The 18,826-nt window shown below is 66.1% G+C and carries 19 protein-coding genes; 9 read left to right on the top strand and 10 right to left on the bottom strand.

The annotated features are described in order from the left end of the window. Positions 1 to 77 precede the first annotated feature (77 nt). Complete coding sequence (locus AC1Z3W_RS12635; RefSeq protein WP_057928838.1) at positions 78 to 1,004, top strand: AraC family transcriptional regulator; 927 nt, start codon at positions 78 to 80, stop codon at positions 1,002 to 1,004. Positions 1,005 to 2,435: 1,431 nt separating this feature from the next. On the opposite strand, the gene AC1Z3W_RS12630 is transcribed toward AC1Z3W_RS12635, so the two are convergent. Continuing rightward, on the bottom strand, positions 2,436 to 2,945 hold the full coding sequence (locus AC1Z3W_RS12630) for a hypothetical protein (protein ID WP_483507693.1): 510 nt from the start codon (positions 2,943 to 2,945) through the stop codon (positions 2,436 to 2,438). Between AC1Z3W_RS12630 and AC1Z3W_RS12625 the strand changes: the two genes are divergently transcribed. The 6 genes from AC1Z3W_RS12625 (at position 2,944) to AC1Z3W_RS12600 (ending at position 8,248) form a co-directional block, all read left to right on the top strand. Continuing rightward, positions 2,944 to 3,267, top strand: a complete 324-nt coding sequence (locus AC1Z3W_RS12625) for a hypothetical protein (protein ID WP_057928888.1) — start codon at positions 2,944 to 2,946, stop codon at positions 3,265 to 3,267. The two genes, AC1Z3W_RS12630 and AC1Z3W_RS12625, sit on opposite strands and share 2 nt — an antisense overlap. A 111-nt stretch (positions 3,268 to 3,378) precedes the next feature. Continuing rightward, entirely contained in the window at positions 3,379 to 3,969 is a 591-nt protein-coding gene (locus AC1Z3W_RS12620) for a hypothetical protein (protein ID WP_082664858.1), read from the top strand. Between the two features lie 74 nt (positions 3,970 to 4,043). Further along, positions 4,044 to 4,316 (top strand): hypothetical protein, encoded by a 273-nt coding sequence (locus tag AC1Z3W_RS12615; protein WP_082664857.1) that lies wholly within the window; start codon positions 4,044 to 4,046, stop codon positions 4,314 to 4,316. 44 nt (positions 4,317 to 4,360) lie between these two features. Continuing rightward, on the top strand, positions 4,361 to 5,980 hold the full coding sequence (locus AC1Z3W_RS12610) for a chemotaxis protein CheA (RefSeq protein ID WP_483507692.1): 1,620 nt from the start codon (positions 4,361 to 4,363) through the stop codon (positions 5,978 to 5,980). A gap of 156 nt (positions 5,981 to 6,136) precedes the next feature. Next, the gene (locus AC1Z3W_RS12605) at positions 6,137 to 6,721 is read left to right on the top strand and encodes a hypothetical protein (RefSeq protein WP_057928836.1); all 585 of its coding nucleotides are present in this window, start codon (positions 6,137 to 6,139) and stop codon (positions 6,719 to 6,721) included. Positions 6,722 to 6,826: 105 nt separating this feature from the next. Beyond that, complete coding sequence (locus AC1Z3W_RS12600) at positions 6,827 to 8,248, top strand: sigma-54 dependent transcriptional regulator (protein ID WP_057928835.1); 1,422 nt, start codon at positions 6,827 to 6,829, stop codon at positions 8,246 to 8,248. Positions 8,249 to 8,306: 58 nt separating this feature from the next. Here the strand turns inward: AC1Z3W_RS12600 and AC1Z3W_RS12595 are convergent, their stop codons facing one another. Next, entirely contained in the window at positions 8,307 to 8,798 is a 492-nt protein-coding gene (locus tag AC1Z3W_RS12595; protein WP_057928834.1) for a hypothetical protein, read from the bottom strand. A gap of 337 nt (positions 8,799 to 9,135) precedes the next feature. Between AC1Z3W_RS12595 and AC1Z3W_RS12590 the strand changes: the two genes are divergently transcribed. Beyond that, positions 9,136 to 9,789, top strand: a complete 654-nt coding sequence (locus AC1Z3W_RS12590; protein ID WP_124834372.1) for a LuxR C-terminal-related transcriptional regulator — start codon at positions 9,136 to 9,138, stop codon at positions 9,787 to 9,789. 133 nt (positions 9,790 to 9,922) lie between these two features. Here the strand turns inward: AC1Z3W_RS12590 and AC1Z3W_RS12585 are convergent, their stop codons facing one another. Further along, positions 9,923 to 11,476, bottom strand: coding sequence for a methyl-accepting chemotaxis protein (locus AC1Z3W_RS12585; RefSeq protein WP_057928832.1), 1,554 nt, complete (start codon positions 11,474 to 11,476; stop codon positions 9,923 to 9,925). A gap of 275 nt (positions 11,477 to 11,751) precedes the next feature. Between AC1Z3W_RS12585 and panE the strand changes: the two genes are divergently transcribed. Continuing rightward, positions 11,752 to 12,690 carry a 2-dehydropantoate 2-reductase gene (gene panE, locus AC1Z3W_RS12580; RefSeq protein WP_057928887.1) on the top strand — a complete coding sequence of 313 codons (939 nt, stop codon included), beginning with the start codon at positions 11,752 to 11,754 and terminating at the stop codon, positions 12,688 to 12,690. A 77-nt stretch (positions 12,691 to 12,767) separates the two neighbouring features. On the opposite strand, the gene AC1Z3W_RS12575 is transcribed toward panE, so the two are convergent. The 7 genes from AC1Z3W_RS12575 to AC1Z3W_RS12545 all read right to left on the bottom strand — a co-directional run bounded on the left by AC1Z3W_RS12575 (position 12,768) and on the right by AC1Z3W_RS12545 (position 18,504). Next, complete coding sequence (locus tag AC1Z3W_RS12575) at positions 12,768 to 12,911, bottom strand: hypothetical protein (RefSeq protein WP_162840573.1); 144 nt, start codon at positions 12,909 to 12,911, stop codon at positions 12,768 to 12,770. 200 nt (positions 12,912 to 13,111) lie between these two features. After that, complete coding sequence (locus AC1Z3W_RS12570) at positions 13,112 to 13,696, bottom strand: nucleotidyltransferase family protein (protein ID WP_124834373.1); 585 nt, start codon at positions 13,694 to 13,696, stop codon at positions 13,112 to 13,114. 366 nt (positions 13,697 to 14,062) lie between these two features. Continuing rightward, positions 14,063 to 14,458, bottom strand: coding sequence for a type II toxin-antitoxin system VapC family toxin (locus AC1Z3W_RS12565; RefSeq protein ID WP_057928886.1), 396 nt, complete (start codon positions 14,456 to 14,458; stop codon positions 14,063 to 14,065). Continuing rightward, positions 14,455 to 14,694 carry a type II toxin-antitoxin system Phd/YefM family antitoxin gene (locus tag AC1Z3W_RS12560; protein WP_057928830.1) on the bottom strand — a complete coding sequence of 80 codons (240 nt, stop codon included), beginning with the start codon at positions 14,692 to 14,694 and terminating at the stop codon, positions 14,455 to 14,457. The genes AC1Z3W_RS12565 and AC1Z3W_RS12560 overlap by 4 nt, the downstream gene beginning before the upstream one ends. Before the next feature lie 121 nt (positions 14,695 to 14,815). After that, positions 14,816 to 15,499 (bottom strand): Fe2+-dependent dioxygenase, encoded by a 684-nt coding sequence (locus tag AC1Z3W_RS12555; protein ID WP_057928829.1) that lies wholly within the window; start codon positions 15,497 to 15,499, stop codon positions 14,816 to 14,818. After that, positions 15,496 to 16,257 carry a tetratricopeptide repeat protein gene (locus tag AC1Z3W_RS12550; protein WP_483507691.1) on the bottom strand — a complete coding sequence of 254 codons (762 nt, stop codon included), beginning with the start codon at positions 16,255 to 16,257 and terminating at the stop codon, positions 15,496 to 15,498. Before AC1Z3W_RS12550 ends, AC1Z3W_RS12555 begins: the two co-directional genes overlap by 4 nt. A gap of 3 nt (positions 16,258 to 16,260) precedes the next feature. Further along, complete coding sequence (locus tag AC1Z3W_RS12545) at positions 16,261 to 18,504, bottom strand: TonB-dependent receptor (protein WP_057928827.1); 2,244 nt, start codon at positions 18,502 to 18,504, stop codon at positions 16,261 to 16,263. Positions 18,505 to 18,826: the final 322 nt, after the last annotated feature.

Genomic DNA, 18,826 nt, shown 5'->3' with positions numbered 1-18,826 from the left:
TCCTGCAAATCCCCGGCGCGGCGGCGAGCGATTCGCTATGCTCCCGCGATTCAGGGAAATCAAGCGAGGAATCCGTCATGGACATGACCGATATCGCGGCGTCGCGCGAATCCGGGCGGCGCGAGCTGGCATCGCTGATCGGCCGTTTCGCGCCCGCGGACGGCTCCCACTCGACGGCCGTGCCGGCACTGATGCTGCACCGGCATACGCATCCGGTCGATCTCGGTTGCGGCGTGTCGCGCGCCGCGCTCGTGATCGCCGCGCAGGGCGCGAAGCGCGTGATCGTGGCCGGCCAGGCTTACGAATACGACACGCGGAATTGCCTGATTGCGTCGATCGACTTGCCGATTCTCTCGCGCGTCACGCAGGCGTCGCCGGACGCGCCTTATCTGTGCCTGTCGCTCACGCTCGATCCGCAGCGCATCGTCGAACTCGCGGCCGAGATGCGGCTGCCGGAACCCGACGCGGGCCCCGAAGGCGAGGGCATCGCGCTTACCGAGCTGACGCCGCCGCTGCTCGATGCCGCGCTGCGGCTGTTGCGGCTGCTCGATACGCCAGCCGACATTCCGGTGGTCGCACCGCTGATCGAAAAGGAATTGCTGTATCGGCTGATGACGAGCGGGCAGGGCACGCGGCTGCGGCACATGGCCGTCGCGGGCAGCCAGACGCACCGGATCGCGCGCGCGATCGAGTGGATCCGCGATCACTACGCGGAGCCGATGCGCGTCGACACGCTCGCGCAGGCGGTCAACATGAGCGTGTCGTCGCTACACCATCACTTCAAGCACGTGACCACGCTGAGCCCGCTGCAGTACCAGAAGCAGTTGCGGCTGCACGAGGCGCGGCGGTTGCTGCTGCGGCAGGGCGGCGACGTCGGTTCGGTGGCCGCGACCGTCGGCTACGAAAGCGCGTCGCAGTTCAGCCGCGAATACAGCCGGCTGTTCGGTGCGCCGCCGATGCGCGACGTCGTGCACCTGCGCAAGAAGGAACTGCTCGGCACGTAACTGCGGTGTCGGCCATGTTGCGATGGCGGTCGTTTTCCGGAACGACGCGGCGATTCGTGGCCCCGCACGCGGGTCGCACTGGCGCACATCGAAATCGAATCTCGAGCAATCGGCATGCCAGGGACGCCAATTGCATGCTGCATCCGGGCCGCATACCGCGCAGCCGCGCTGCACATGCGCTTCGGTTTCACGCATGAATCCTGCGATCTGGCGCACGGATGCGGCATTTTTCGGCCCGGTACGAAGCGGCCTGTCGAAATGCGCAAAAAAATCGTATTACGGCGGATTTCCAGTGGTAAATCCAGCGTTGCACGAGCATGTTTCAGCGATGAGAATTGCGGTCGATGTCCCCATTCGGAAATGTTTCCTCCGCGTATCGCGCGTCGTCCGATCCGGCGTGAAGCCAGCGGGATTTGCGCATTGAAACGCGACGGTCGCCGGCATCGGCTGTCGGCGAGTCGAATGAGAAAAGTAAAGATGGACCAGGCGTATTGAAGGGCGGTGCGCAAGCGTCACAGGTTTTTCACAAATATGCGGGCGGATGAAAGTCGTGCTGGCCCGAACTGAATCTGCTTTTTTGTCGCTCGTTCGCGTTGTCGCTCGACGCTTGATCCCGTCGGTATTTTCACGGATGAATCAAACGCGTGGCGGGCTCTGTGCGGTACGCACATCCGGCAGCGCCTCGATGCCCGTCGCGTCGGCGTGCGAAAACGGATGTCGCGCGATTCGATGCGTGCTCGGCGCGGCACCGAAACGCCGTCGAATCGGGCACAGCAGGCACTTCGCGGGCGGAAAAACGCGCATCGACCGGAATATGCGACGTGCATTCTCAAGTTTGAAACACCCGTTCAACTGTGCCTTTCACGAGGCCCGATGCACCGTATTCGACGGCCTTTCCGGCATTGCTTCGTGGCATTCAAGGATCGATGCATGTCGCCGGCCGTTGTTGCGATACATTCCTGAAACAAAAAGCGCGGGTTTCGGCGAGATGACGGGGCGACGCAGGCGGGTCGCGACGCGCAAAGGTCGGTGGATTCATGCGTGGCATGCCGCTTGCGGTATTGGACGTACCGGCGAGCGGTCGACCTGAAGCAACAAAGATGGGGGGCGGCCAACTCGTCAATAAGCAGTCGGGGAAACGGCAATGAAGACCAGAAGCGGTATCTTGATCCGCGCATTCCTTGCGCACTCATGGGGTAGTCAGACAGCTTGGGGTACGACTTGCGATGCAGTGCCAGCGTCGCGGGTTCGTCGCTGCCGGTTTCCCCACATCCGCGCGCTCCGCACGGCAACCGGCCGACAGCGGTGCTTCCTTTCATTCGGTTCGTCCGGAAGGACCGGGCTGTTCGTGCCGGACAGCTTGACGCCGAATCGTCTTCGACCGTGCAGGGCCGTATCGATTGCGCCGGGCGCATGCCGGCGCTGTCCAGATTAGCTCGAACGCTCGTCGGCCGGATTGCCCGGCAGATCGTTGGTCGGTAGTTCAGGGAGAAGCGATGCCGCCTGACTGTAATGCAGGCCTGTTATAGCCACGATAACTCGCATGTTTTCGATGGCGCTGCATTTGCGGTGCAAAACCATATTCACGTATTTTCGATCGCTGAATCGGATGCCATGTGCCGGCATTCCGTGTGAGCAAAATATCGAAAAAATTAATCCCGAACGGCGAATGCACGTTTTCGGGTGTGAGAGGCAATTTGTTTTCCGATAATCTAAAAATCGATAGTAATTATCGAAAATACCTATAAAAAAGTTCGGAAAACTAAAAAATACGAACCTAAAATTCGACTGGCCGAAATTGCGGTATATCGAATTATCGGTGAATCTATTTTTTGTAATTTGATAGTGATCCTTATTTTTTGAGGATTGCTCAAGGCAGGGAAGTTGAAGGCGTGCAGCTTTCCTTGCTTGTTCCGTCCACGCCGTTATGGAGTCGACCATGAAGAAGCTTCTGATTGCAGCAGCAGTGCTGGCAGTTTCGGGTGCAGCATTCGCCGGCAGCGGCACGGTGTCGAGCACCAGCTCGTCGAGCGGCGGTTCGACGATGGCCGGGGTCGCCGGGTTCGGCCACTTCACTGCGACCGATTCGGGTGCCGCACTCGGCGCAGCCGGCGCGATTGCCGGAGGCCCGGGCAGCGGTTCGATCTCGTACACGAACCACACCCAAACGTCGACGGTGGGCGGCTTCGGCTTTGGCGGCGCACAAGCGGGCGGCAACAGCGGTGCGAATGCCAGCTCGATCGGCTGGACGTATCACCACTAAGCCGCGGCGCGTAGCGTTCGTCATTGGCTGGCGGCGCGGATGCCGGGTTCCGCTCGATCGGGGCAGACCCGGCTCCGCCACCGCCGAACCTTCTCAGAGCAAGGGATTGCTATGAAAGCCAAAGTCATTTTAGCGACAGCGCTTACCGTCCTATCGTCGGCCGTACTGGCCGCCGGATCGACCACGACCAACCAGACGCAATCCGTTGCAGCGGGTGTCTCCGGTTCGGTACTGATCGGCTCCGGCAGCTATACGAGCAATTCGAATTCGGTCGCTGGCGCGAATGCAGGAAGTACCGTGACACCCGCTGGTTCCACCGGCACGGCAACCGCCTTTCACAACTCGACTTCGACGGCCAGCGGCTGGGGCTCGAACGGGGGCGCGTTCGCGGCAGGCGGCGGTATCGGTGCCGCAGGCTCGTACGGTGGAAACAGCAGCACGAACGAGAACGCGAATGCGCTGTCGGGAGGGGTGACCGCCACGATCGTACTCGGCGCGAACCACTACACGGCCTCGGGTGGGAACGACCAGGGTATTGCCAACGCTGGGGCCACCGGGTTGACGGGCATGGGCGGGTCCGGCGCGATCGCGGGTTCGAATCACATCAACTCGTCCACCGTGTGGAGTACCGGTCCGGCCGGCTCGCCGTCCGCATCGGGCGGAAGCCAGGGCAGTTCGAGCGCGACCGGAAGCAGTCAATAGACAGGTGCGGGGGGACCAGTTTCCCAGCGACTCTGGTCTCTTTTCTCGCGCTTTTGTTCAAGTAAGGAGTTGGCATGAAGCAGAAACTGATTGCCGCCGCTCTGATGCTCGCGTCTCTGACGGCATATGGCGCTGACCGTGCTGCCGAGGACGTGCAATCAAATTTGCAGACGTCAAACCCTACAACCAACCCGTCACAACAACAAACGCTTTCGTCGGGCAGTGCCATCGGCACACCGGACTCCCAGGCATGGCCGGGAATGTCGGGCGGCTCATGGTCCCAGCTGGGTAGCGGCTGGAAGCAGTTCGGGGAAGCGGGCAAAGCTGAAGGAATTCAGGGGAATTAGTACGGTTGCCTGGGTGGGAGGTCAAACCTCGTCCGGAGAGTGAAATGAACAGCAACAAGATCAGGGTGGCATGTGCGGCAATGTTCGCGATGGCCACGATCGGTGCCCAAGCGCAAACAGCGGATTCGACCTCGAGTTCGCAATCGTCAAGCGGTTCGACTGCGATCAGCCAGGGCGGCGGCTCGAGCATGAACACGAACACGACGAGCTCGCGCGGCGGCAATGCCACCAGCAGCAGCGGGGTTCGCAGCAGCGGCAATTCGAGCGTGCAGGTCAACTTGACGATGCCGTCCTCCACGAGCGGCGGCTCGAACGTGACGCCGCAGGGCGTGAGCGCGCTTCAGTCGGCCGGTTCGCCCGGCACCAACCCGTACAACACCCAGGCATCGGAAAACGTCAACTACTCGGGTACCCAGACGATCAAGACGAACCCGGCGATCCAGGCGCCCGGCCTCACGACCACGCTGTCCGATACCTGCATGGGTTCGGTGAGCGTCGGCGTGTCGTTCCCGGGGTTCGGCGCGACCGGCGGCACGACCCTGGTCGACCAGGCATGCGTGCGTCGTCTCGATGCGCGTGAATTCCGCGCGATGGGGCTGACCGACGTCGCGCTCGCGCTGCTCTGCCAGAGCGATGCGAACCGGCGCGCGGTGGAGGCAACCGGACACCTGTGCCCGGGCACGACCGCGCCGCTCGCACGTTCGAACGTGGCACCTTCCGCCGAAGCGACCGTGGCCGACGACGTGAAGTATCGCGATCCGATCGTGCGCAACCGCATGGGCCTGCCGCCGCTCGACGCGGCCGCGCCGGTGCAGACGCGCCCGGTGGCGACGACCGCGGTCCAGACGGCGCCGATCCCGGTGCCGGTGCCCGCGCCGTCGATCGCCATGCCGGCCGTCAGCGCGGTGCCTGCCGCGACGCAGGCAGCCGCCGTGAAGGCGTCGCAAGCCGCTGCCGTCGTGCCTGCCGCCGCACCGGCTGTCGCAGCCGCACCGGTTGCCGCAGCCGCACCGGCGGTGAGCGCCGTGCCCGCCGCCGCACCGGCCGCGATGAGCGCGGTGCCTGCTGCCGCGATCGTGGCAGCGCCGGCCGTCGCCGACAAGGCGCCGGAACAGCCCGCACCGGCGGTTGCCGACAAGGCACCGGAACCCGCACCGGCCGCAACCGACGCCGCCGCGCAAGCGGCAGCGGCGCCGGCGGTCGACACGAAGGCGCCGGAACCCGTGCCGGCAGTTGCCGACAAGGCGCCTGAACCGGCACCGGCTGCAGCCGACACCGCAGCGCAAGCCGCGGCAACGCCGGATGCCGACGCGAAGGCGCCGGACACCGCGCAAGCCGCACCGGCCGCGACCGACGCCGCGCCGCAGGCTGCCGACGCAGCAGCGCCCGCGATCGATGCGAAGGCTGCCGAACCGGCTCCGCAGGCAGCAGCCGAAGCGCCCGCGCCGGAAGCCGCGCAGCCTGCCGCAGCGGCTGCTGCGGCCGACACGCCGGCCGCCGACGCGAAGGCGACGGACGCGGTCGAATCCGCTGCCGCGCCCGCACCGTCGGCCGAGATGCCGGCCGCGTCCGATCCGGCGGCGGCTACGGTCGACCAGCAGGCTACCCCGGCCGTACCGGCGATGCCGGCCCCGACCGTCATCTCGACGAGCACGTCGTCGTGAGCCTGCGGGCCCGGCTCTCGTGCGATCGGCATGCCGGTCGCACGAGAGTAGCCGGAATCCGCTGCGCGACGCACGTCGCAAGTTTGACGGGTGTTGGTCCCATCCCCGAGGTCAACACCTCTTTTTGCCTGACGAGGGTACAAGGAGGCCTCAATCATGAGGATCTTTTTGGTCGCTCTGCTGTTGTGCGGCACACAAGCCGCCGCGCAGTCGGTTTTCCAGAACCCTGCGGTCTTTGTCATCCTGAGCGAGCAGACCCTCGCGAACGCCGCGAGCGTCCAGCAGGCGCTGACGACGCTCGGCCGCCCGGACAACACGGCATGCGTGCCGATGATGATGGTCGGCGATCCGCAGATGATTTACATGATGCCGGAGGAAGGACACGCGCCATCGTGGCGATCGCCGGTGTACGGCCGCGGCGCGCCGTTCGAAGCGCAGCGCGGGCCGACCCCGACCGGCAAGACGGTCGGCGCGATGCAGCACGCGGAGGACATGCAGACCCAGCCGTGGAGCGACAGCAGCGCGATCACGCAGAAGATCGCCGGCGAGTCGAGCCTGTCCGCGTCGGCGCGGGTCGACGACTGGCAACGCAAGGGGCTGAACACGATCGAGACGGCGCCCGCGACGGAAGTGACGGTGAACGGCAAGACCTACCGTGCCTACCGCGAAGAGCTCAACCAGGCCGCGCGGCCCGTCGTCGAACCGCAGATCTATACGCAGCGTGTCGTGTTCTGCCGATAACGAAACGTTCCCGAGCGGACACGCAGGCAGCGCAGCGCGGACAGGGAGGCCCGCCGCGCAGCGCGCCGCCCACTCCGCCGGACAACCCTATGCAATGAGGTCATCGTGAACCATTGCTGTCCGATCAGACTGTCAGGCCCGCAGGAGCGGGAACGGGCCGCATGCGCGCCGCCGTTCGTCGCGGTCCGGGCTCACCACACCGCGCCGTCGCGCCCGCTCGTCTATCTGTCGCAGCATCCCGACGCGGAGCTCGTCGACTGTCTCGCATCGCGCGGCTGGGACGTATGGCGCGCGAAGTCCGTTGCGGACGCACTCAATCTCGTCAAGACGAACCGGCTGCATGCGGGCGTCGTCGATTTTGGCGATTTCGCGTCACCCGACGTCGCATCGTTCGAGGCGCTGCTGCGCGATCCGCGTATCGGCTGGGTCGCGCTCGCCGATGACGAGCGGCTGCGCGACGCCACCATCGCGCGCCTGATCCGCCAGTGCTGCTTCGACTACGTGCGCAACGCGACGGCCTACACGACGATCGGCTATCTCGTCGGCCATGCGTACGGGATGCTGAAACTGGCGGAAAGCGAACCGGATGCCGATGCCGCGCCGCCCGGCGGTGCGATGATCGGCGCATGCGACGCGATGCGCCGCCTGTTCGCGACGATCCGCAAGGTCGCGAGCACCGAGGCCACGGTGTTCATCGCCGGCGAATCCGGCACCGGCAAGGAGTTGACCGCGGCGGCGATCCACCAGCATTCGTCGCGCGCCGACGCGCCGTTCGTCGCCGTGAATTGCGCGGCCATCCCGTCGACGCTGCTGCAGGCCGAGCTGTTCGGTCATGAACGCGGCGCGTTCACCGGCGCGCACCAGCGCAAGATCGGCCGCATCGAGTCCGCGCACGGCGGCACGCTGTTTCTCGACGAAATCGGCGACATGCCGTTCGAGAGCCAGGCGAGCCTGCTGCGGTTCCTGCAGGAGGGCAAGATCGAGCGACTCGGCGGGCACGCGTCGATTCCGGTGGACGTGCGGATCGTGTCCGCGACCCACGTCGATCTCGAGGCCGCGATGCAGGCGGGGCGATTCCGTGCGGACCTGTATTACCGCCTGTGCGTGCTGCGCATCGACGAGCCGCCGCTGCGCGCGCGCGGCCGCGACATCATGCTGCTCGCCGACCACGTGCTGCGGCGCTATCGCGACGACGCCTCGCACCGGATTCGCGGCTTCATGCCGTGCGCGATCGAGGCGATCCACAGTTATGCGTGGCCAGGCAATGTGCGCGAGCTGATCAACCGGATCCGCTTCGCGGTCGTGATGACGAACGGCCCGCTGATCTCGGCCGTCGATCTCGAACTGAACCAGTACACGTCGCACCGGCCGCCGACGCTCGTCGACGCGCGCCGGCAGGCAGAGCGGCGCACGATCGAGGAAACGCTGTTGCGGCATCGGCGCCAGTATGCCGACGCCGCGACGGAACTCGGGGTTTCGCGCGCGACGCTGTACCGCCTGATGATCGCGCACGGCCTGCACGACTGACGCCGGTTGCGCCCGCGCGGCACGCGGCCTCGCATCGCGCGGCCGCCGGCCCGTGGCGTCAGGCCGGCCGTTCGAAGCCCGATTCGACCCAGCGTGCGGCGCTGGCCTTGTTGAGCTTGAACCCGGCGGACACCTTCGCGTCGGCCAGCAGCTCGCCGTATGGGTCGAACGCCTTCAGTTGCGCATACGGCTCGAACTCGTCCGGCACGATGTCGAGCGTCACCGACACATCCTGCCCGTCGTCGTCCTGGACCGTCACTTCCTTGTGCAGCATCGCGCGGCGCTGCTGCTCGTGACGCATCAGCACCTCGGTCGCGGTCTTTACCAGCGTGCGGAACGCGTTCGCGTCCATCGGCTTCGGGTTCTTCTTGTCGCGACCCATCGTCCACGGGCCGACGAGCGCGGGCTCGGCTTCGCCGTCCTTGATCATCTCGACGGCCCAGCCGTCGTCGTCTTCGTTCTTGATGATGCGGGCCATCCAGCCGTTGTCGCGCCAGAGGCCGTCTTCGTGGATGGTGGTGTCGTCGGATTGCAGATCGGATTCGGTCATGGAGGAAGCGTGGCGAACGGGCGGGGCGCGCGGCCGGTCGCCCGGAGTGGCATGCAAAGGCCGCAATTTTACCCCGTGGGCCGTCCGTGCGGCCCGTGCCGCGTGCGATGTCGGCCGTCCGGCCGACTCAGGCTGCCGCCGATCGGTCGGACCGGTGCAAATATCAAACTCGTATTACGTTCCTGCGGGCCAATCTATACGTCGTCCGATATCCCGGCCGCGCGCCGCTTCCTAGAATAACGGTCGGGATAAAAATATCCCGACTGTCGATTCAACGCCGATCCGGCCGCGCACGCATTTCGCGTCACGCGGCCCGGCGAACCTTCTGGAATTGCGCATGGGGAAATTCAGTATTCGCACAGTTTTCGCATACGACTGGCCGCTGACGCTGGCCGGCGTGGAGCACATTGCCGGCGGCATGTGCGCGATCGATCTCGTTGGCGTCTCCCGGACGCCGGGCGAACTGGTCGAGGCGCTGGGCAGCATCGACTGCGATATCGCGCTGGTCGACTATGCGATCGGCCGCGACACGCAGATGGACGGCCTCGCGCTGTTCGACTGGTTGCGCCGCTCGCGTCCGAACATCGGGATCGTCGCGCTGGTCGGGAACGAGAATCCGTTGATCTTCCGCTCGATCCTCGCGCAAGGCCGCGCGAGCCTTGTCAGCAAGTTCGACGAAGTCGGCCACATCGTCACCGCGATCCATTCGAGCTACAGCGGCGGGCGCTACCTGTCGCCGCTCGTCCGGCGCGCGCTCGATGCGCTCGTCGAACACGATCAGCCGCCGGTGAAACTGTCGACGCGCGAAATCGAGGTGATTCGCCTTTATCTGGCCGGCGTGCCGATCAAGACGATCGCGCAGCGGCTGAACAAGGGCAAGCAGACGGTCAGTGCGCAGAAGGTCAGCGCGATGAAGAAACTCGGCGTGACCAACGATATCGAGCTGGTCCAGCGGGCGGCGGGGCTGGGGTTCGGTGGCGCCAAGCCGTGAGCCGGCCAACCGGCGCGGGGTAGGTGCGAAAGAGGCGCGGGAGAGGCGCAGGCCGGGGCCGGCACCGCGCGGTGTCGGCCCGCCAGGCGAACTCCGCCGGGTTAGGCGGGGAGTTCGCTCGGCTCGGCTGATGTCAGGCCGGCAATGCGAACCGCGTGACCGCGTCGCGCAGCGCTTCGGCCTGGTCGCGCAGCGAATGCGCGGCGGCAGCGGCTTCCTCGACGAGCGCCGCGTTCTGCTGCGTGACCTGGTCCATCTCGCCCACCGCGCGGTTGACCTGCTCGATCCCCGCGCTCTGCTCGCGCGACGCATGGCTGATCTCGTCGAGGATCTCGTTGACGCGCCGTACCGACTGCACGATTTCGGCCATCGTCTCGCCCGCGTGCGTGACGAGCGTCGCGCCGTGCTCGACGGTCTCGTTCGACGACACGATCAGCGACTTGATTTCTTTCGCGGCCGTCGCCGAGCGTTGCGCGAGCGAGCGCACCTCGGCCGCGACCACCGCGAAGCCGCGGCCCTGTTCGCCCGCGCGCGCCGCTTCGACGGCCGCGTTCAGCGCGAGGATGTTGGTCTGGAACGCGATCCCGTCGATCACGCCGATGATGTCGCCGATCTTGTGCGAGCGGTCGGTGATTTCGTTCATCGTGCGCACGACATCGTCGACCACTTCGCTGCCGCGCGTCGCGACCTGCGCGGCCTGGCTGGCAAGCGTCGCGGCCTGGGCGGCGCTGTCCGCGTTCTGCTTCACGTTCGCGGTCATCTGGTCCATGCTCGATGCGGTCTGCACGAGCGCGGCCGCCTGTTCCTCGGTGCGCTGCGACAGGTCGGTGTTGCCCGACGCGATCTCGCTTGCGCCGACGTTGATGTTCTCCGTGCCCAGCCGCACGCGCGACACCATGTCGATCAGCCCGCTCTGCATCGTCTGCAGTGCATGCAGCAGGCTGCCGCGATCGTCGTGCTTCACGTCCACGCGCGCGGTCAGGTCGCCCTGCGCGATCCGCTGTGCGGCGTCGAGCGCGACTTCGAGCTCGCCGCCGAGGTTCGCGCGCACGCTTTTCAGTACGAGCACCATCACGGCCGTCGCGATCGCGCCGAGCACGGCCGTCATCGCGAACCAGCGGCCGATGCTCGCGAGCACGGCCGAACGTACGTCGTCCATGTACATGCCCGTCACGAGATACCAGTCCCACGGCGCGAAGCGCTGCACCGCGCTGGTCTTGTCCTGCGGCTTGTCGGCACCCGGCTTCGGCCACAGATACTGGACGAAGCCCTTGCCGCCTTCCTCGTTGCCGGCCTTCACGATCTCGACGAACAGGTGCTTGCCGTTCGGATCCGCGAAATTCGACACGTCCTTGCCGTTGAGTTCGGTCTTGATCGGATGCATCACGATCACCGGCTTCGAGTCGTTGATCGAGATGTAGCCGTCGGTGCCGTAGCGCATCGCGGCGATGGCTTCGAGCGCCTTCTGCTTTGCGTCGGCTTCCGGCAACGCATTCTGCTGCGACAGCTTGTAGTAATGATCGGCGACGTTCGTCGCCTGCGCGACCAGCGACGCAAGCTGGTCGCGGCGATCCGTGATCATCGACGCGCGCGTCTGCCACGCGCCGATGCCGGCGATCACGAGCAGGCCGAGCCACAGAATGACGATCATCGAGGCGAGTTTCTGGTTCAGGGAAAGGGTGCGCATGGGTAGTGAGGTTGGTCGGTCGAACAAGCGCGCCGGGACGGCGTGACGGGATAACTCTTTGACGGCGCGCAACGCACGTTGCCGTAGGCGGGAAATCCCTGAGAAACGTCAACCGGGGGCAACCGGGCGATACCGTCGAGCCCGCCATGGGTATCTATGCATATACATATGCAGCATCGCTATACTGTCGGGCGATGACGGCTGCGCATCGTGCCCGGACGGCGGGGCGCGGGCCGGCGACGTCGAACGAACCCGAAAGCCGAAAGGAGGCATCGATGAGAATTCTGGTGGTGGGGGCCGGCGCGGTCGGCGGATACTTCGGCGGCCGGCTCGCGGCGGCGGGGCGCGACGTGACGTTCCTGGTGCGCGACGGCCGCGCGGCCGCGCTCGCGCGCGACGGGCTCCTGATCCGCAGCCCGCGCGGCGACCTGACGCTCGCGAACGTGCAGACGGTGCGCGCGAGCGATGCGGCCGCGCCGTTCGACCTGGTGCTGCTGAGCTGCAAGGCCTACAGCCTCGACGATGCGATTGCGTCGTTCGCGCCGTTCGTCGGGCCGTCGACGCTGATCCTGCCGATGCTCAACGGGATGCGCCATCTCGACGTGCTGCGCGATCGGTTCGGTGCCGCGCAGGTGCTGGGCGGCCTGTGCGTGATCGCGGCGACGCTCGATCGCGAGCAGCGGATCGTGCACCTGAACGACACGCACGGGCTGTCGTTCGGCGAACTCGCCGGCGGCGCATCGGCGCGCGTGCGCGCGGTGGCCGACGTGCTCGGCGGCGCGGGCTTCGATGCGACGCTCAGCGACGACATTGCCGCGCGGATGTGGGACAAGTGGGTGTTTCTCGCGACGCTCGCGGCGAGCACGTCGCTGTTTCGCGGTTCGATCGGCGACATTCTCGCCGCGCCGGACGGTCGACGCCTGCTCGAGACGATGCTCGACGAATGCAATGCGATCGCCGCGCACAACGGTTATCGGCCCGATCCGGCGGCGGTCGAGCGGATGCAGCGGATGGTGCTGACGCCATCGCCGCTGACCGCGTCAATGCTGCGCGACGTCGAGAACCGCGCGCGGGTCGAGGCTGATCACGTGATCGGCGACCTGCTCGCGCGCCGCGACCCGCAGGCGGCGGATGCGCTGTCGCTGCTGCGAATCGCGTACAACCATCTGAAGACGTACGAGGTACGCGCCGCGCGGGAAAGCGCGGTGGTGTAGCGGCAGGCGCGTCCGGCGCGTGGTTCCGCGTCCGTTTGGGGAACGCGCCGACCAATGCGACGGCTGCCGATGCGCGGCTAAATGGGGTCCTTGCTCGGCGGTCCGTCCGGTTGCTGCGGGTTGTCGTGAGGATGCCCCGGCGGCGGTGGCGACAGCGGATCGTCTTCCGGATCGCGGTTCGGGTCGGCCGGGGGCTCGGGCATCGGGGTCGTGTGGTCCATGGGGAACTCGCGCAATGCGTGACGGCGGTGGCGCGGCGGATGCGCCTCGTCTCCGTTATAGGCAATCGGGCGGGTCTTTGCAGCGCGATTCTCGTGGCGGCATGCGGATTGGCGGCGACATGCGAGCTTCTGCAGGTGTCGCGCCGGCTCGCGCGACGACAGGCATCCGCGATGCACGATGCGGCTGGCGGGCGCCGATGTCAGCGCAGATCCGCGGGCGTATCGACGTCGCGCAGGATGCCGGGATCGTCGACGTCGAGCAGGTTCACCGGCGCGCTGGCGAACAGCGCACGGGCGCCGGCATCGCCGTCGAGCGCGGCGAGTGCATCGTAGTGGTGCGCGGCGAAACCGACCGGATGGCCGCGCATGCCGCGATGCACGGGGGCGACGATCGATGCGTCGTCGGCGTCGAGGGCGCGCGTGACCGCTTCGTAGGTGGGCGCGGCGATCCACGGCATGTCGCCGAGCGCGACCAGCCAGCCGGTTGCTTCCGGCGTGGCGCGCACGCCGGCTGCAAGGCTTGCACCCATGCCGCGCGTCGCGTCGAGCGCATAGACGACCTGGCAGCCGGCTTCGTTCAACAGGATCGCGAGCTTTTCGGCGCCGGGACGCACGACGGCGATCACGTCGGCCGTGGCCGCCGCGAGATGGCGCGCGGCCGCGACCGCAACGGGCGTGCCGTCGGGAAGCAGCGCGAGCAGCTTGCTGTGCAGACCGCTTGGGTCGAAGCGTTGACCGAGACCGCCGGCGAGCAGGACGCCGGTGGCGAGTGACGCATAGGACATCGGCGCGGGGGAGGAAGGCAGGTGGCCCGATTGTGCGGGAGCGGGCGGGGATCGGCAAGTGCGGATGTTACCGATGCGCGGGCATGGCAGCCGGAAAGAATGTCGGTGGGGGCTTCGGTGCGCGTGCTTTCGTCGGTTGGGCCGTAAACGGCGTGCGATTCGCGTTGTATTGCGGCCCAATAGCGGTTACCGAACGACCAATGCCGCCGTTCGGACGCGTAATTCGTGAAACAGGTGCGTGGTAGAGCGCCGAGCGGTAGTTGACGGTTTCGTGCGACCATCGCACTCGGTTCGATCAGACGAATCGCCTGTCGAATTGCGGCCGTGGGTGCCCGTGTTGCGATTCGGCCGACGCGTATATGACCGTCACCAAAGTGTCTTGACGTGTGCGTAAGCGCGGATCTTTTCGTCACGCGTGACCAGCGGCGCGCCGAGCCGCCGTGCGGTCGCAACGATCATGCGATCGGCCGGATCCTTGTGGAACGTGCCGGGCAGGGCGGTGGACTTTGCGGCGATGTCGGCGTCGATCGGCACGAAGCGCATGCCATCGATCTGAGCGACCGTCGCGAGCCACGCATCGACGTCCATCGTCAGCGCGAGGCGCTCGTTGCGCACCAGCATCGCGATTTCCCATGCGGAGATCGCGGACGCGGCGAGCGTGCCCTCATTGCGCGCGCGATCGATCGCGCTTCTGGCCTTCTTGCTGAGCGACGGATCGCCCGCCACCCACCACACCAATGCATGCGTATCCAGCACGATCACCGCGACGCCTCCCAATCATCATCCGCAATCGGATCGAGAGGATTGTCGTAGCGCATGACCGAGCCGCGCAATATGTCCAACGGCTGAGCTTCGCGGGCGTGGTACGGCCGGATCTCGAGCGTCGGCTTGCCGTGATCGGTGACGATGAGGCTTTCGCCTGACGCCTCGACGAGCCGGAAGTACTCGAGTGCGCGAGCCTTGAATTCGGATTTGGAGACGGGAGCGTGTGGCATCATGATATGAGCATGGTCATTTGACGATGGTCATTTTAGGCCGGCGTGGCGACCTGATGCAAGCGACGAGCGGGACGGTCTCGGCCGGCGTTTTCCGTGACGGCAACGGCTTTACCGGTTCACCCTACGCATCCGCCCACTTCCTCAACAGGTTGTGATAAATCCCCGTCAATGAAATGACCGTCGGATCCGTCGCGCCTTTTTCCGCAGACAACCCCTGAATCTGCGTATCGAGTTGAAACAGCAGCGTGCGGTCGCCATCGTCGCGCACCATGCTCTGGATCCAGAAGAACGATGCGACGCGCTCGCCGCGCGTGACCGGCGTCACCCGATGCAGGCTCGATGCCGGATACAGCACGAGATCGCCTGCCGGCAGTTTCGCGCGATGCACGCCATACGTATCTTCCACGCACAGCTCGCCGCCGTCGTACGCATCGGGCTCCTCGAGAAACAGCGTTGCCGACAGATCGCTGCGTACGCGAAAATCCGTGCCGCGCAGCAGCCGGATCGCGTTGTCGACATGCGTGCCGAACGTCTCGCCGCCTTCGTAGCGATTGAACAGCGGCGGAAACACCTTAAGCGGCAGCGCTGCCGAAAAGAACAGCGCATGTCGCGCCAGCGCATCCTCGATCGCATCGCCTACCGCACGCGCGACGGGCGAGCTTTCCGGCAATTGCCGGTTGCGTTTCGCGAGCGCCGATTGCGCACCCGACGTTGCGTTGCCGTCGATCCATTCGGCGGCATCGAGCAGGTCGCGGCATTGCGCGACCTGTGCCTTGGTCAAGACCTCGGGGATGTGAAGCATCATGTTGCGGATTCCATGGTCGTGGCGTGCGGCTGCAGTTGCATTGCCGCCGTCCGAAAAGCGTCGACCGGCGATGACGCGAGATACGCGACCATCTTCGCGACGAACGCTGGTGTCGCGGTGGCCGGCACGCGCGCGAGCCACATGAGTGCATCGTCGATGCGCCCGCGCTCGCCCAGCAGCCGGGCGTAGTTGAACTGGCCGCGGAAGTCGCCGGCCTCGGCCGCGCGGCGATAGTGGTCGAACGCGATGTCGGTATCGACAGCCACGACCCAGCCATCCTCGTAGAAGCCGCCGATCAGGTTGATCGATTTCGCATGGCCGAGCGCGGCCGCACGCTGGAGCCAGTCGAGCGCGGCGGCGCGATCCTCGTCGACGCCGTTGCCGAGCGCGAGCGCCGTCGCGTAGTTGTACATGCCCCAGTCGAGCCCTGCCTGCGCGGCGAGCCGGTACCAGTACACGGCCACCGGCGCGCACGCGGCCGTACCCCAGCCGAACTCGTAGCAGCGGCCGAGCATGTTCATCGCCATCGGGTGGCCGGCTTGCGCCGCATGCCGGAACCAGCCGAATGCGGCAGCCGGATCGCGCGCGACGCCGCGCCCGTCGAGCAGGTACTGTCCGTAGACGGCCTGCGCGTCGACGATGCCGTGGTCGGCCGCCGCCGCGACCCACGCGACGGCACGCTCGGGCGGCCCGGCCAGGATGGCGGCGAACTCGCGCGGCGATACCGACGCCAGCGCCTTCAGCGATACGGCTTCCATCGATCAGTAGCGCGCGTTCAGCGTGACGAACGCCGAGCGGCCCGGTGCGATCGACGCGTAGTGCGCCGGATACGCCTGATCGAAGTACGTGCGGTTGAACAGATTGTTCACGTTCAGCTGCAGGTCGAGCTTCTTGTTGATCCGGTATTGCGCCATCGCATCGAAACGCCAGTACGACGGCACGGCGCGCAGGTTCGCGGGATCGCCGAACACTTCCGACATGTAGAACGCACCGCCGCCGACGGTGAACTTCGGCGTCACGTCGTAGTTCGACCACATCGTCAGGCTGTGCTTCGGCGTGTTCGGGAAGCGGTGGCCGTTGTTGGCGGCGTCCTTGCCGTTGTCGCGCAGCTCGCTCTTCATGTACGTGTAGCCGCCGAACACCTGCCACTGCTTCGTGATCTGGCCCGCGACGCCGAGTTCGAGACCTTGCACGCGCTTGTTGCCGACCATCGCGTACTGGTTGTTCGGCAGCGTCACGCGCGCATTCGTCGTGTCGATCTGGAACAGCGCGGCGGTCAGCGACAGCTTGTCGTTGAGCACATTCCACTTCGTGCCGAGCTCGATGCTGCGGTTTTTCTCCGGCGCCATCTGATCGGCGTTCGGGCCGACGCCGCCGCGGCCCGGCGTGAGCGACTGCGTTTCGCTGCCTTCGCCGAGCAGCATGCCGGCCGGCGTCGACGAGGTCGCATACGACGCGTAGAGGCTGCCGTTGCGCGCGGGCTTGAACACGAGGCCGGCCTGCCAGTTCACGAGCGTGTCGTCGCGCGTGGTGGTCTTCCCGCCGTTCGCCCGGGTGTCGGTGAAGCGGGTCGAGTAGTCGTCGACGCGCACGCCGGCGTTCACCTGCCAGCGCGGCGTGAGCTCGATCGTGTCGAAGCCGTAGATCGACTTGGTCGTGGTGCGTGCATGCGCATAGTCGTTGTTGCGTGTGACGGACCCGGCCCACGGGTCGTTCGGGTTCGGCGACCACAGGCTCGTGCAGTTGTAGCCCGACGGCGCGCCGATGCCTTTCTGGCAGATCGTGCCCTTGTCGGTCGCGACCGTGTACGAATCGCGCTTGCCCCATTCGCGCGACAGCTCGATGCCGGTGGTGAAGCCGTGCTTGAACGGGCCGGTGCGGAATTCGCCGAACAGTTCGGTCAGGTTCGCGAGACTGTTGATCGAGCTGTTGCGATTGTTGTTGCGGCGCCAGACCTTGCCGTTCACTACGTTGCCCTGGCTGTCGTCCGGCTGCGTCCAGATGTAGTCCTGCGTCGATTCCGTGTAGCGCGTGGTGTTGCGCACCGTCAGCCCGGGCGTGATGTCGTGCTCGATCTTGATCGTGCTGATGTCGGACGTGGTCTTGCGGAAGTCGCGGTCGATCAGGCCGTAGAAGTTGTGGCGGTCGACGGGCGCCGGATAGATCGTGTCGACGTTCGCGGGCTTGTTCGACGTTGTGTAGAAGTACGGAATGCCGCCGTCGGGCATGTCGTCCGTCTGCAGGTGGTAGTAGCTCGCGGTCACGCGCGTCGGCGTGCCGAGGCCGAACGCGATCGACGGCGCGACGCCCCAGCGCGCGTTGTTGACGGCGTCGCGGCCGGCGACGTCGTTGTTGTGGCTCATCAGGTTCAGGCGGAACGCGGCATGATCGGCGAACTGCCAGTTGCCGTCGGCGGTGAAGCGGCGGTAGCGGTCGGTGCCGAGGCCCGCGCTCGCGGCGGCGGTCGTGCCGAGGTGCGGTGCTTTCGTGATCAGGTTGATGCTGCCGCCCGCGCCGCCGCGGCCGCCGTACGCGCCGTCGGAGCCCTTGGTGATCTCGACGCGCTCGGTGTTGAATATCTCGCGCGTGGTCGCGCCCGTGTCGCGCATCCCGTCGACGAACATGCTGCCCTGCGTGTCGTAGCCGCGGATGAACGGACGATCGCCGAGCGGGTTGCCGCCCTCGCCGGCGCCGAACGTGATGCCGGGCACGGTGCGCAGCGCTTCGGTCAGCGTTGCCGCGCCGCTGCTCTGGATCAGTTCCTGCGGTATCACGGTGACGGATTTCGGCGTGTCGACGAGCGGGGCGGTGAATTTCGCGGATGCGGAAAAGTCGGCCTTGTAGCTGTGCTCTGTCCTGCCCTGGATCTCGATCGGCGCGAGATGGCCCTCGGTGCCGACCGGGGCGGGCGGCGGCGTGCCGTCGGCGAACGCCGGGCTCGCGGCGAGCACGCTGCACAAGGTGGTGAATTTGCCGAGCTTCGGCTCTTCGGTACGGGACTTCATGGTGCGCTTCGACCTCGCAGTGTGGCCCCGGAGACGGTGTGCTACGGAACTGTGCATGCCGCCGGGAATTATTACGATTTGTTTTCAGGTGGCATTCTAAGTAATTTAATTGCAAATGAGAAGCATTCGTGTTTTTGTTGGTGGGAAGAATGTTGACGAATGTTGCGGAGGCCTCCGGGGCTTGCGGGGCGGGCGAGGATGACCGAATGGCCGAGTATGAAGACCTGATCGAGCGAGCTACAGTGGCTGCATCTTCATTCGTCCATGGTGACAGCAAGGCGATAAAATGCATGCATTGAAAGCAACTGTGGCGGGGTGCATC

The organism is Burkholderia sp. 10_S31 (assembly GCF_056930375.1).
This window is presented reverse-complemented; position numbering and strand designations above follow the sequence as displayed.

Excerpts from the sequence above, each read along its gene's own strand:
- AC1Z3W_RS12635 (WP_057928838.1), top strand. The coding sequence starts at position 78 with ATGGACATGACCGATATCGCGGCGTCGCGCGAATCCGGGCGGCGCGAG.
- AC1Z3W_RS12620 (WP_082664858.1), top strand. The coding sequence starts at position 3,379 with ATGAAAGCCAAAGTCATTTTAGCGACAGCGCTTACCGTCCTATCGTCG.
- AC1Z3W_RS12550 (WP_483507691.1), bottom strand. The coding sequence starts at position 16,257 with ATGGAAGCCGTATCGCTGAAGGCGCTGGCGTCGGTATCGCCGCGCGAG.
- AC1Z3W_RS12630 (WP_483507693.1), bottom strand. The coding sequence starts at position 2,945 with ATGGTCGACTCCATAACGGCGTGGACGGAACAAGCAAGGAAAGCTGCA.
- AC1Z3W_RS12555 (WP_057928829.1), bottom strand. The coding sequence starts at position 15,499 with ATGATGCTTCACATCCCCGAGGTCTTGACCAAGGCACAGGTCGCGCAA.
- AC1Z3W_RS12585 (WP_057928832.1), bottom strand. The coding sequence starts at position 11,476 with ATGCGCACCCTTTCCCTGAACCAGAAACTCGCCTCGATGATCGTCATT.
- AC1Z3W_RS12545 (WP_057928827.1), bottom strand. The coding sequence starts at position 18,504 with ATGAAGTCCCGTACCGAAGAGCCGAAGCTCGGCAAATTCACCACCTTG.
- AC1Z3W_RS12605 (WP_057928836.1), top strand. The coding sequence starts at position 6,137 with ATGAGGATCTTTTTGGTCGCTCTGCTGTTGTGCGGCACACAAGCCGCC.
- panE (WP_057928887.1), top strand. The coding sequence starts at position 11,752 with ATGAGAATTCTGGTGGTGGGGGCCGGCGCGGTCGGCGGATACTTCGGC.
- AC1Z3W_RS12590 (WP_124834372.1), top strand. The coding sequence starts at position 9,136 with ATGGGGAAATTCAGTATTCGCACAGTTTTCGCATACGACTGGCCGCTG.
- AC1Z3W_RS12570 (WP_124834373.1), bottom strand. The coding sequence starts at position 13,696 with ATGTCCTATGCGTCACTCGCCACCGGCGTCCTGCTCGCCGGCGGTCTC.
- AC1Z3W_RS12615 (WP_082664857.1), top strand. The coding sequence starts at position 4,044 with ATGAAGCAGAAACTGATTGCCGCCGCTCTGATGCTCGCGTCTCTGACG.
- AC1Z3W_RS12625 (WP_057928888.1), top strand. The coding sequence starts at position 2,944 with ATGAAGAAGCTTCTGATTGCAGCAGCAGTGCTGGCAGTTTCGGGTGCA.
- AC1Z3W_RS12560 (WP_057928830.1), bottom strand. The coding sequence starts at position 14,694 with ATGATGCCACACGCTCCCGTCTCCAAATCCGAATTCAAGGCTCGCGCA.
- AC1Z3W_RS12595 (WP_057928834.1), bottom strand. The coding sequence starts at position 8,798 with ATGACCGAATCCGATCTGCAATCCGACGACACCACCATCCACGAAGAC.
- AC1Z3W_RS12575 (WP_162840573.1), bottom strand. The coding sequence starts at position 12,911 with ATGGACCACACGACCCCGATGCCCGAGCCCCCGGCCGACCCGAACCGC.
- AC1Z3W_RS12610 (WP_483507692.1), top strand. The coding sequence starts at position 4,361 with ATGAACAGCAACAAGATCAGGGTGGCATGTGCGGCAATGTTCGCGATG.